Genomic DNA, 12,390 nt, shown 5'->3' with positions numbered 1-12,390 from the left:
AAGGGGCGGCATCGGGCCCCATCGTCGTAAACCCGTCGTGAGGAAAGCCAACCAAAAGGAGGAAACGATGAAACACATGAAGATTTTTCTGATCGGCATTGCCGTTGTTTGTCTGCTGCTCGCCGCGGCGGGGCCCAGCCGGGCGGAGGTGATCAAGATCGCCCTGTCGCTGGCCATGTCCGGTCCCACCTCGGACGCCGGGCAGCCCTATGCCAAAGGGGTGGAAGACTTTTTCAAGTACGTCAACGAAGAGAAACTGCTGGGCAAGGACACCATCGACTGCACCATCCGCGATGACCAATACAAGAACGACGTGACCAAACGCAATTTCGAAGAATTCCTGGACATGGGCATCCCGATCTATCTGAACTACTCCACCGGATCGACGCTGGCATTGAAGCGGGATTTCGAGGAGGAGAAAATTCCGACCCTTCCGGCATCGTTTCATCGGGGCAACGTGGAGGACAGCAACTATATCTTTTTGCCCATCGCCTCCTACTCGGAACAGTGCATCGGCCTGGCCGAATATATCGCGCGCCATTTCGACGGCGGCAAGGCCAAGGTGGCCCTGTTTATTCACCCGTCCGCCTTCGGGCGCGGGCCGGTGGCCGATCTGGAGAAGGCCATGGCGGCGGGACTGAACATCGAGATCGTGGAGACCGTGGAGCACGGCACCGACCTGGATAGCACCGCTACCTTGCAGCGCTTGATGAGCAAGGGCGTGCAGTTCGTTATCGCTCAGACGGTGCAGAGTCCCGTGGCCACCTTCCTCAACGATGCCGAGCGCCTGGGCATCATCGCGCAGACCTTCGGAGAAAAAGATAAAATCACCTTCATGGGGGCCCACTATACCGGCGGCACCGATTTGATCGCCCTGGCGGGCAGCGCCGCGGAAAACTTCTTCTGGACCACCTCCTATCGGCTCACCAGCGTGCCCGGCGTGGGCACCGAAGCGCAGTTGGCTCTGGCCGAACGCTACGGCCGGGACGACAAGACCGCCAACAGCCACAACTACACCAACGGCATCATGGTGGCCCAGGTGGCCTTCGAAGCCATCCGGCGCTGCAAGGCCAAGGGCAATCCGGTGAACCGGGTCAATTTGACCGCCGAGTTGAACCAGATGAACGGCCTGAACGCCTTCTACCCCGTAACCACCGTGGGGCCGGTCACCTATTCCGCCACAGATCGGGCCGGGGTGGACAGTCTGCAGCTCTATCGGGTGCAGGATGGCCAGTGGCATGCGGTGGACGCGCCCTTCCGCTCCGAATATATGCGCAAGGTCGAGTAGCCACAGATCGCGCCGTGGCGCCGGTGCGGATTGCCGACGCGCCGGCCCATGGTTGTCACGGTACAGGAGCCGCAATGTCCGACGCACAACCACCGATTCTTGAAGTAAACAACATCGAGGTGGTCTACAACGACATCATCCAGGTGTTGCGCGGGGTCAGCCTCCATGTGCCGCAGGGGCAGATCGTCAGTTTGCTGGGCACCAACGGCGCCGGCAAAACCACCACCCTGCGCGCCGTCAGCGGCTTGCTCAAACCGGAGAACGGCTTCATCCGGGCCGGCTACGTGCGGTTTGCGGGCCAGGACATCACCAATGTGCTGGGGACCCAAATCGTGCGCCTGGGCGCGGTGATGGTCCCCGAGGGCCGCAGGGTCTTCAAGCATTTGACCGTGGACGAGAACATTCGCGCCGGTTCGATCACCCGCAAGGACAGCACCCGGCAGATCAAGGCCGATCACCGCAAAATGTACGCGCACTTTCCGCGCCTGGCCAAAATCACCAACCGGCTCGCCGGATACTGCTCCGGCGGCGAGCAGCAGATGATCGCCATTGCCCGGGCGCTGATGGCGTCGCCCAAAATGCTGATGCTCGACGAACCCTCTTTGGGATTGGCGCCGTTACTGGTGCGGGAGATATTCGACAACATTCGCACCATCAACCGGGAGATGAACACCACCATCCTGGTGGTCGAGCAGAACGCGCGCACCGCGTTGGAAATTTCGGATTATGCCTACATCATGGAGTCCGGCAAGATCGTGCTCGAAGGGCCCTCCAAAACGCTGCAAGACAACCCGGACGTCAAGGAGTTCTACATGGGGCTGACGCGGGGGGGCGGGCGCAAATCGTTCAAGGAGATCAAGTCCTACAAGCGGCGCAAGCGCTGGATCTAGCGTGTCCGGCATCATCGGTCGGCCGGTGTGGCGGTTACCTGTCGGCGCGGGGGATCCCTTCGCCATGCAGAAAGGAATGCGGTCATGGAAAGGCGTTTTCTGGTGGCCTACAATGGTTCCAAGCCGGCCAGGGCGGCACTTGAGTTGGCGATTCAGAATGCAGCGACCTTCAACGCCGCGCTGTTCGTCATGACCAGCATGGAAGGCGGGCACAGTGAAAAGCCGGAAGACATCGCCCGTGTGCAGCAGGCACTGAAGGAGGTCCGGGACCGATTGAGCGCCGCCGGCGTAACGCATGAGGTGTGGGAAACGGCCCGTGGCATGTCGCCGGGAGAGGACATCGTGTTCTTCGCCCGGGAGAACCGCATCGATCATATCTTCGTGGGGGTCGAAAAGAAATCCCGTACCCGCAAGCTGCTTTTGGGCTCAACCGCCCAATACATCATTTTGAAAGCCACTTGCCCGGTGACCACCACCAAATAGACGGCGGCGGTCTGTGGAACCGGCGTAAATCCGCCGTATCGCAATAGGAGCATGAGAATGGGTATCTACGATCTTTCCCTGTATGCCGTCATTCAACAAAACGACCGGCTCTACCAGGACCGGACGGCCTGGATGGAGGCCGACGATGACCAATCCCTCTCCTTTACCCAGTACCGTCGGGCCGTTGAGCAAACCGCCGCGCGGTTGTCCGCCGCCGGGGTGGCCAAGGGGGAGCGGGTCGGTATTTTGGGCAAAAATTGCCTGCCCTATTATGTGCTCTATGGCGCGGCGGCGGCCCTGGGGGCCATCCTGGTGCCGGTCAACTGGCGGCTGTCAGCGGCGGAAACGGCCTATATTCTCAACGACAGCGGCGCCCGGATTGTTTTGGCCGACCCGGAAGAGGCTGAAAAAGTGGCGGCTCTGCAACCCGAACTGAAGGCGCAGACCGCCTTTTTCAATCTGCAACCGGGACAGGGCCCCTTTAGCGAGCTGCCGCAACCAGCGTTGCCCGACGGCGGCTGGTCGCCACCGGACGCGGTGTCCGCCGATGACGGATTGGTGATCATTTACACTGCGGCGGTGTCGGGTTACCCGCGCGGCGCCCTGTTGAGCCACCGCAACCTGCTCACCGCCAACATCCAACTGATGTACCTGCTGGGCCTGACGCCCGCCGATGTCCACCTCAACCCATTGCCGTTGTTTCACATCGCCGGTCTAGGGATGGCCTTCTGCGCTTTTCACGCCGGTGCCCTGAACATCAATATGCCCAAATTCGATGCCCCCCGGGCCGCCCGTTTGATCGCCGACCACAAAGTCTCCCTGCTGTTCGCCTTCGCCCCCATGCTGCAAACCTTGCTGGCCCACGTGGAACAGAGCAACGACGCCATCGGATCGCTGCGCACCGTGCTGGGCGTGGACACGCCCGAGGTCATCGCGCGCTACCAGTCCCTGACCGGCGGCACTTTCTACGTGATGTTCGGGCAGACCGAAACCAGTCTGGTGGCCACCCTGAGCCGCTACGACGAACGGCCCGGGTCGGCCGGCCGGCCTATCCCCCTGGTGGACATTCAGTTGCTTGACGACAATGATCGGCCTGTGGAAGCGGGGCAGACCGGCGAAATTGCCATTCGCGGTCCCATGGTGTTTCTCGGCTATTGGCAGTTGCCCGCGGAGAACGCCCACACCTTCCGCAACGGCTGGCACCACACCGGCGATATGGGCCGCTTCGACGCGGACGGTTATTTGTGGTACGTGGCGCGCAAAGCCGACAAGGAACTGATCAAGCCGGGCGGCGAAAATGTCTACCCGGCCGAGGTGGAAAAGGTTCTACTGGAACATCCCGACGTGGCGGAGGCGGTAGTCATCGGCGTGCCCGATCCCAAATGGACCGAAGCGGTCAAGGCCGTGTGCCGTCTCGAGGCGGGGCGCACGCTGACGGCCGAGGCGCTGATCGCTTTCGTGGGCGAACGCATCGCGCGCTACAAGAAACCGCAGTTGGTCTCTTTTGTCGCCGAATTGCCCTTGACCGCCGATGGCCAAATCGACCGCGCCAAGGTCAAACAGCTGCACGGCAAGCCCAAAGCATAACTCGTATTCCACTGCTCCAAGGGAGGCAGGCATTCCGGGGCGAACCGCCCTCTTGCACATAAACGCCATAACGGCTATGCTCAAGCTGTTGTGTTGCAAAAACCGTGTGTTGGCGTGGGTGCCAGTCAAGGAGGGGGTGGATGATGATCAAATTCATGGTGGGATACAACGATTCCCCCGCGTCCCAACGGGCATTGCTGTTGGCGGCCAAGGCGGCTCGCGGTAGCGCGGATGCCGTAGTGTATGTGGTCGCCAGCCTGGAAACCGGATCGGAGAACGCCATGGCCGACACCGCCTATTTGGATGAAAAACTGCAATCGGCCAAGGATTACCTGAAGAAGGAAAAGGTCGCCTGCGAAATCCACCTTTTGAACCGAGGCCTCGGCCCCGGTGAGGACCTAGTCAAATTCGCCACCGAAAACGACGTGGCGCACATCTTCTTGGGTATCGAAAAAAAATCGCGCACCAAGAAAATTTTTCTCGGCTCCACGGCCCAATTTGTCATTCTTCGTGGACCGTGTCCGGTGACCACCACCAAATAGCGTCAACCCACCGCGCGTTAATTATGTGTTGCAAAAACAGTTGGTTGTGTTGGATACACCCGCCCGTGGCCGTCTATTGACACAACGTCGTTCGTCCTTTCCGATGGATCCACCGTCCACTATTCTGATGGGTAAACCATTCTCATCGTTTCGCAAATACGACACCTTTGTCCGATTCCTTTTCAAGCGTTAAATTCATAAATTCATGAACGTCCCCCTTTATGCGGTACTTAGGTGGGGGACGTATTTTGGGACCACTCTTTCAGCGTTGACATGGTTTGGGGGTGTTGTCATGGTGAGCCGTTAATTTTTGTGTGGGGTAGGCGGCATGTGCCGAAGGGGCTTCGAGGAAGCAAGGAGGAAAGATGAAAAAGGTGATTCAGGTAGTGGCGCTGCTTTTGGTGGCGCTGTTCGTGGCAGGGACCGTTCCCGTCCTGGCGGACGTGCCGGGCAAGATCAACATCAACAGTGCCGACCAGGACGAGCTGATGCTGCTCGACGGTATCGGCGAAAGCTATGCACAACGGATTATCGAATACCGGGAGCAGAACGGGCCCTTTGCCGCGGCTGAGGATTTGCTGAATGTGAAGGGGATCGGTGCCAAAACGGTTGAAAAGAACAAGGATCGCATTTTGGTGCAGCAAGAGTAGGAAAACGCGGTGGGTCGTCGACCCATTCGTGGATGGAACCCCATTTGAAAACCGCAGTATGAGTCCCTTTGCGAGTGTCCCGCCATCCCTCCCGGGCAGCGGCGAAGCAACGCCGCTGCCCGCTTTTTTTTATCCAGCCGTTGTGCCGCCGGTCCGGTGCTTCATTTGTCGAGCAGGTTGCGCGCCGGGAATAAAATGCTCTGGTTCACAGGGCTGTATTGGTAATGAATCGGATATTCGGACAGTTCCAGGGCGCGCAATGCCTTGCAGATGGGGTGCCGGGTGCCGGTTTGTACCAGGGCGGCGTGTTTGTCGTTGCTGTAGGCCATGGCCAGCGGATTGAACACCATGTTGGCCAGCAGCGGCGTTCCCTCCAGCACGGAGTAGGTGCGAATGCGGGACCGTTTTTGCGGGCGGGTGGACAGTATCTTGCCGGTCAGGGCCAGGATCGGTTCGTCGTCACTGGTCAAATGGCAGGTGGTGCGCCGCTCGGCTTTTTCGAATTCGATCTCGGCCAGGAATTTGGGATACCCATAAAGCGCCACACCGCTTGCCCGGGCGCTTTCGGTGGAGACCGGCAGTTGCCAGACGTAGGCGTTGATACGACGGCGGGCCGCTTGCCAGGCGGCGGACAACCAGGGCAGTTGGGGCCGGCCGAAGGTGATGGGAAAGGCGATGCTCACTTCGTTGTAGGGCTCGATGTCGCAACTGCGATATTCGAAGGCCGAGAAGGCCACCAGGCAACGGCCGGGCCGCAACTCGACAGGGTGCATGCGGCGCAGCGGCAGGCGTTTTTTGACCTGCCGGGTGGCGGCGGTATAGATGGCGGTCATCGAGGTGGTGTCGTAGTAAAAGACCGGTATCTTGGCTGTCATGTCCTGATGTGTGACCACCCATTGCCGCACGCCTTCGAAGAATTCCTGACCCATCGCGCCCTCCCTCGGATTGTCGGATATAGTCCGCCCCTTATACCCTCCCTAACGGCTCCAAGTAAAGCGAGGCGCAAATTTCAGCCCGGTGTTTTGCAGGCCTCACGAAATGCCCTTTTCCCTTTTTTTTCCTAACTGCTTAATATTCAGCCGCTATCGGCCGATGATGTGTTTGTACCGGATTGCCCCCGGTATGGGGTGCCGTCGTGTCTATGTCGGTAGCCCGGCGGGGCCATGCCGCGGCAGGCCGGCGGCAAGACGGTACCAGTTCTGATTCACGGATGTGAGGTGGTACCATGAACGACGATGATGGCGCAAAGCAGCAGGCGGTAAAGGCGTTGCTCAAGGCCGGACGCAAGGACAAGGCGCTGGATCTGCTGTTCGAAGCGGCCATGGCCCATGCTCGGGCGCATGCCTTCGCCAAGGCGGAGGCCTTGCGCGACCGGATGTATGAGGTGGACAGCTTTGCCCTGTCCCAGATCACGTCCCTCAACGCGCTGATCGAAGACAAGAAGAGCAAGGCCCTGACCCCTGCCCTGCGGCAGCGGTGGGACCGCTTTTTCAAAGGGCTTTCGGCGGAAGAGGCCAATGCCTTCTTTTTTGGTTTGCAAACCATCATCCCGGGGCCGGACGAGACGCTTCTGCAGCAGGGTAGGGCCAATGATCGTCTCTACCTGATCAATGAAGGACAGGTGCAGCTGTTCCACGACAACGGCAACAAACGCTTGTTCATTAAATCGCTGGGGCCTGGCGATACGGTGGGTGAAGACACCTTTTTTTCGGTCAACGTCTGTACATTTTCCGCCGTCTGTTTGGGCAACACCGCATTGAGTTACTTGGACCGGTCCCGGTTGGCGGCCTTCAAACACGAATTCCCGCTGATGGGCAAAAAATTGAAGGCGGTCTGTGAGGTTGGCCGGGGGATCTTTTCATGGTTGCGCCAGAAAGGGTTGGACCGGCGCCGGCACAAACGGATTCACTTCTCGACCAAGGCTGTTTTCCAGGTGCTGCCCATGGATGACCGGGAGCGGCCCGGCAGTCCGGTTACGGCTGAAATATGGGATATTTCCAAGAGCGGTTTGTCCTTTTATTTTCATGCCAAGAATGCCCAGGCCATGCGCCGGTTGATCGGGCGCACGCTGCAGGTGCGATTCAAGGTGCCTTTGGGAGAGCGGCCAAAAACGGTGACCTTGATCGGGCTGGTGCAGGGTGTCCAAAGCCATCCGTTGGATGAGTACAGCGTGCACCTGAAATTGCAGCGCAATCTGAGCGACGATGCGATCAAGACCATCTCTGCGATCGCCGCCGGGATGGATTGAGTGGTCAGCCTTTGACGTTGAAGGTGATGGCCGCCGCCAGCGCCTCGCCGGTGAACGGATCCCGGCAATAGGTGCCCGACAGTTTGATCTCCACCGCCTCCTGCCGGAATCGGCTGCCGGCGCTCAGGGCCAATTGCAAGCCCTCATCGCTGCCCGTCACCCCGTTTTCATAAACCGTGTAATGGGTTTCGGCGCGTAAAAAGCCATTGACCCGCAGCGGGTTGCGCCAATGCACAAAGCCGCGGTAGAGATAGTGATTGTTGACCGCGCTGTGCCCGTCCATCTGCCCGATCTCCATGCCGATGCTGCTGCCGCCGACCAGATCGACGGTCAGCAGTCCCGCCATGTAGAGCGCTTCTTCGCCGAGCAGTTCATAGGCGTAGCGCCGGCCGCGAAAACCCGGTTTCAAAGGCCCCTTTGCCTGCCAGATCAGATCGCTGCCGGCGATTTCAATGGTTTCATTATCGTCCTTGACGAAGCCGAAGCGGTTTACCTCACCCCGGTAGCGTTGGGCGAAGTTGCGGTATTGAAAATGTTGGTAGGTGGGGGCAATGCGCAAACGGTCCAGGAACAAACCGGCGGCATAGCTGTGTTCACTCCAGGCCCTGCCGGCCACGCTGCCGCCGGAAAGTCCTTTGAGGGTGAAGCGGGCGTCATCGTGAATGTCGACGTGGGCGGCTGCTTTGGCATCGCCGCTTTTTTCGCGTTGATAGCTCAAACTGAAGCGATAGTTTTTGTGGGCTTGAAAAGTGGCTTTGCCGCCGTAGATCAAATAGGGCCCACCACTTGCGTCATCCGCCAGGAATGGGGACAGCCCGGCAAAGAGGGTGGCACTGAAATGGTCGTTCCATTGGGTGCCGATGCGCAGACCGTCGATCCGCGACGGTGTGATGCCATCCTTGACCAGCTGCCGGCCCAGATTGAAACGCAGACGCTCCCGGGCGCTCTGATATTGCAAATAGCCGTGGCGCAATCCCCCCCTGAACTGTTTTCGGCGATCCGGGGCGTCCAGGGTGCGTTCCTGACTCCAGGCGTTCAAATGCAGGGACCATCCGGCGCCCCGGCGGTTTGACGAGGCGGCGGGCGCTGCCTGCACCGGAAGCACATAGGCGTATTCGCCGCGCACGGCGCCGTTGTTTTGCCGGAACAAATGCTTTTTATAGAAGGGGCGGTCGGCATCCGATGCTTCGGCGGTACTGATGTTGGCCGCTGCAATCAGCAGCAGCGCGACAACCCCCATGATCCAATTGCGACCCTTGTGCAAAAGCAATGAGACCTCCTCCATAATCAACAAATACCGCACGAACCCGATTTCTGCAAAGATCATGCCCTGCACGCCGATGGCGGTGGCGAGGACATAAGCTTTGAATTTCAAGGGTCAAGGGCGTAGGGCGGAGCCGGCCGCCGGCTGATGTCAAAAAAGTGTCGCCTTCTTTGGCCTGTGGCGTTATATAACTGTGCACACTCGGCCCGGCGCGCCTGCGGCACCGTCGGCCGGATAGGAGGAGGAGCCCGCCCGATGGCCAAGGAAGCGTGGAAGCCCGGCACCATGATCTATCCTCTGCCCGCCGTATTGGTCAGTTGCGGCAACGCGCGGCTGGGTGACAACATCATCACCATCGCCTGGACCGGCACCCTCTGCACCGATCCGCCGTTGTGCTATATTTCCGTGCGGCCTGAACGTTTTTCCTACGGTTTGATCAAGGCCGGCGGCGAATATGTGATCAACCTCACCACCCGTGCTCTGGCCTTCGCCACCGACTGGTGCGGGGTGAAATCCGGCCGGGATCAAGATAAATTCAAGGCCATGGGCTTGACTCGCGAGAAGGCTCGGGTCGTATCGGCGCCGCTCATTGCCCAATCCCCACTGAACATCGAATGCCGGGTGCGCGAGGTGGTGCCCTTGGGGAGCCATCACATGTTCGTCTCCGAAGTGGTGGCGGTCAATGCCGACGCCGGTTTGATGAATCCCGCCACAGGGGCCTTCCAGCTTTCCCATGCCGACCCGATCTGTTACGCCCACGGCCGCTACTATCAACTGGGGCGCATGTTGGGCACCTTCGGCTTTTCCGTTCGCAAAAAACCGAAAACCAAAGCCCGGCGCAAACTTTAGGGCTCTCCGGGGGCGCGCATCCCTGGCGGCCTTCGGCCTGCGGCGCACACCGATAATCGGTGGGGGTACGATGCCGGGCACCCCATTGTCCTGTTTGCCGCTTGACACCTCCCCGTCCCCCCTTTAAAGTGGCGCCCTTGCGCGTTGCGCAGGCGCCCATTGCAAGGGCTTGCGCGGGCGACCGTTTTTATCCGGCAGCAGGAGGCACAGGTGGCGTTGAAACGATGGATGGCCCAAAACTGGTTTCTGATCGGCCTGGCGGCGGTGGTCTTGCTTGCCTGGCTATTGCCCGAGCCCGGTGCCGCCGGCGGCGTCCTGCGCAGCCAGGTGCTGACCCGCTTGGGGGTGGTGCTCATCTTCTTCTTTCAAGGACTGACACTATCTCTTAAGGTGTTGCGCATGGGCTTGCTGCAGTGGCGGCTGCATCTTTTCGTCCAGGTCTTCGTTTTCCTGGTGATTCCTCTGTTGGCCCTGGTGCTGGTGACGGTGGGCGGTGCCTGCATGACCGAAGAGTTGCGGCTGGGGTTCATCCTGCTGGCGGTGTTGCCGACCACCATCGCCACCTCGGTGGCCTACACCGGCATGACCGGCGGCAATGTGGCCGGAGCGGTTTTCAACTCCACCTTCGCCAATATGGCCGGTATCTTCATCACTCCCATGTGGATCGGCATCTGGCTCCAGGCCGGCGGCCAGAGCCTGCCCCTGGGAAAGTTGTTTCTGGACATCTCCCTGATGTTGCTGGCGCCGCTGTTGGCCGGACAAATCGTGCGACCCTTTGTGAGCAAGCGGGTCGACCGCCACAAGAAGAAATTCTCCACCGCCGCCAGCCTGATCATTCTGTTCATCGTGTATGCCGCCTTCTGCAACTCCTGGAAGCAGAACATCTGGTCGGCCCAGGGGACTGAAATCGCTCTGGTGGCTGCGGCGGGCGCAATCTTACTGTTTGCTGCGGCGGTGACGCTCAGCGTGGCGGGCACCCGCCTCTTGCGTTTCAATCATGAAAACAGCATGGCCGCCTGGTTTTGCGCGCCGCAGAAAACGCTGGCCGCCGGTGCGCCGCTGGCCAACCTGATTTTCGCCGGCCATCCCGGCCTGAGTTTGATTCTGCTGCCCATCATGTTCTACCATCCGCTGCAGTTGCTGGCCGGCGGCGTATTGATCAACCTGGTCAACAAGCGGCGGCAAACCGCGTCGGCCGCCGCCGGCGACGGCGATGCCCGCGCCGTGAAAACACGATGAAGCGCAAGGTCTTCTACGGCTGGTGGATCGTTCTGGCCACCAACATCATCTGCATGTTCGGCTACGGCACCTGGCTCTACAGCTTCGGGGTCTTCTTCAAGCCCATGGCCCGGGAGTTCGGTTGGAGCCGGGCCATGACCGCCGGGGCCTACGCCCTGCGCAGCGTCGAAGGCGGCATCGCCTCGCCCATCGTCGGCTGGGCCGTGGACAAATACGGCTCGCGGCGCTTGATTCTCATCGGCGCGGTCATCGCCGGCGCGGCCTTCGTGATGATGCCCCTGATTCAATCCTTGCTGGGCTTTTATCTGATTTACGGCGTGGTGCTCTCGGCCGGCATGAGCGCCATGCTCTACCTGCCGGCCTGGACGGTGATCGCCAAATGGTTCGACCGCCGGCTTTCCATGGCCATGGCCATGCTGTCGGTGGGCGCCGGCTTGGGGGGGCTGATCTGCGCCCCCTTGGCCGCCATCATGGTGACCCACTTCGGTTGGCGCACGGCCTTCGTGGTGATGGGCGTCTTCATTTGGTGCCTGGTGATTCCCCTGGCGTTCGTGGTTCGGGAACGACCCGAAGATATGGGATTGAAGCCCGATGGCGGCGCGCCCCTGCAAGGCGCGGCCGACCGGCGCGGGTTGCTGGGCTTCATCGGCGGCATGGCGTCGATGCGGGCCACGAGCGGTGCCGACTACACCCTGGCGGAGGCGCTGCGCTCCTCCACCTTCTGGTTCATCGCCTTGGCCTTTTTCTTCCAGGGCATGGCCCACGCCACCGTCACCGTCCATACCGTCCCGGCTTTGACCGATGCCGGGATCCCGGTGGAAACCGCCGCCATCAGCATAGGACTGTTGACCCTGGTGAGCATCATCGGCCGCCTGCTTTTCGGGGTGCTGGGGGACTACTGGGACAAACGCTACCTGTTCATGGCCTCCTACACCATGATGGGCGCCGGCATGCTGGTGCTGATGAGGGCCGACTCCATGGCCCGGGTGTGGCTGTTCATCTTTCTTTTCGGCATCGGTTTCGGCGGCAACATCCCCTTGATGCCGGCCATACGGGCCGAATACTTCGGCCGCAGTGCCCTGGGCAAGATCCAGGGGGTGATGAACCCGGTGATGATGATCGCCGGCGCGGTGGGGCCCATCCTGGCGGGCCACCTGTTCGACACCACCGGCACTTACCGGGTGGCCTTCCTGATCACCGGCCTGATGACTTTTCTGGCCGCCGGGGCCATTTTCTTCGCCCGTCCTGGACGTGGACGTTAGTACATCTCGCGCAAACACCAATGCGTTTAAAAAAGCCCAAGGAAGATTACAAACGGGCTAAAGCAGCATCGGGATCAGTATCGATTCC

General features: G+C 60.3%; 12 protein-coding genes. 10 read left to right on the top strand and 2 right to left on the bottom strand.

All coding sequences use genetic code 11. The features are described from left to right. Positions 1-67: 67 nt before the first annotated feature. The 6 genes from MRX98_RS02880 to MRX98_RS02855 all read left to right on the top strand — a co-directional run bounded on the left by MRX98_RS02880 (position 68) and on the right by MRX98_RS02855 (position 5,440). Positions 68-1,288, top strand: coding sequence for an ABC transporter substrate-binding protein (locus MRX98_RS02880; RefSeq protein WP_246902861.1), 1,221 nt, complete (start codon positions 68-70; stop codon positions 1,286-1,288). Between the two features lie 74 nt (positions 1,289-1,362). Beyond that, positions 1,363-2,178 (top strand): ABC transporter ATP-binding protein, encoded by an 816-nt coding sequence (locus MRX98_RS02875; protein WP_246902859.1) that lies wholly within the window; start codon positions 1,363-1,365, stop codon positions 2,176-2,178. A gap of 84 nt (positions 2,179-2,262) precedes the next feature. Then, positions 2,263-2,661: a universal stress protein gene (locus MRX98_RS02870; protein ID WP_246902857.1), complete on the top strand. Its 399-nt coding sequence runs from the start codon at positions 2,263-2,265 to the stop codon at positions 2,659-2,661. A 57-nt stretch (positions 2,662-2,718) separates the two neighbouring features. After that, entirely contained in the window at positions 2,719-4,248 is a 1,530-nt protein-coding gene (locus MRX98_RS02865; RefSeq protein ID WP_246902856.1) for an AMP-binding protein, read from the top strand. Positions 4,249-4,388: 140 nt separating this feature from the next. Next, on the top strand, positions 4,389-4,790 hold the full coding sequence (locus MRX98_RS02860; protein WP_246902854.1) for a universal stress protein: 402 nt from the start codon (positions 4,389-4,391) through the stop codon (positions 4,788-4,790). A 365-nt stretch (positions 4,791-5,155) separates the two neighbouring features. Continuing rightward, positions 5,156-5,440 (top strand): ComEA family DNA-binding protein, encoded by a 285-nt coding sequence (locus tag MRX98_RS02855; protein WP_246902852.1) that lies wholly within the window; start codon positions 5,156-5,158, stop codon positions 5,438-5,440. Positions 5,441-5,601: 161 nt separating this feature from the next. Here MRX98_RS02855 and MRX98_RS02850 read toward each other — a convergent pair whose 3' ends face one another. Next, the gene (locus MRX98_RS02850; protein ID WP_246902851.1) at positions 5,602-6,369 is read right to left on the bottom strand and encodes an acetoacetate decarboxylase family protein; all 768 of its coding nucleotides are present in this window, start codon (positions 6,367-6,369) and stop codon (positions 5,602-5,604) included. Positions 6,370-6,665: 296 nt separating this feature from the next. On the opposite strand from MRX98_RS02850, the gene MRX98_RS02845 reads away from it, so the two are divergent. Continuing rightward, positions 6,666-7,688 (top strand): cyclic nucleotide-binding domain-containing protein, encoded by a 1,023-nt coding sequence (locus MRX98_RS02845; protein ID WP_246902849.1) that lies wholly within the window; start codon positions 6,666-6,668, stop codon positions 7,686-7,688. Between the two features lie 4 nt (positions 7,689-7,692). Here the strand turns inward: MRX98_RS02845 and MRX98_RS02840 are convergent, their stop codons facing one another. Next, positions 7,693-8,958: a hypothetical protein gene (locus MRX98_RS02840; RefSeq protein ID WP_246902848.1), complete on the bottom strand. Its 1,266-nt coding sequence runs from the start codon at positions 8,956-8,958 to the stop codon at positions 7,693-7,695. A 249-nt stretch (positions 8,959-9,207) separates the two neighbouring features. On the opposite strand from MRX98_RS02840, the gene MRX98_RS02835 reads away from it, so the two are divergent. The 3 genes from MRX98_RS02835 (at position 9,208) to MRX98_RS02825 (ending at position 12,302) form a co-directional block, all read left to right on the top strand. Beyond that, a complete protein-coding gene (locus MRX98_RS02835; RefSeq protein ID WP_246902847.1) occupies positions 9,208-9,801 on the top strand; it encodes a flavin reductase family protein in 594 nt (197 codons plus the stop codon). A 210-nt stretch (positions 9,802-10,011) separates the two neighbouring features. Then, a complete protein-coding gene (locus MRX98_RS02830) occupies positions 10,012-11,040 on the top strand; it encodes a bile acid:sodium symporter family protein (RefSeq protein WP_246902846.1) in 1,029 nt (342 codons plus the stop codon). Beyond that, entirely contained in the window at positions 11,037-12,302 is a 1,266-nt protein-coding gene (locus MRX98_RS02825; protein ID WP_246902845.1) for an MFS transporter, read from the top strand. Before MRX98_RS02830 ends, MRX98_RS02825 begins: the two co-directional genes overlap by 4 nt. Positions 12,303-12,390: the final 88 nt, after the last annotated feature.

Source organism: Desulfatitalea alkaliphila (assembly GCF_022968795.1).
GTDB lineage: Bacteria > Desulfobacterota > Desulfobacteria > Desulfobacterales > Desulfosarcinaceae > Desulfatitalea > Desulfatitalea alkaliphila.
The sequence above is the reverse complement of the archived record's forward strand: the minus strand, read 5'-3'. Positions and strand labels throughout refer to the sequence as shown.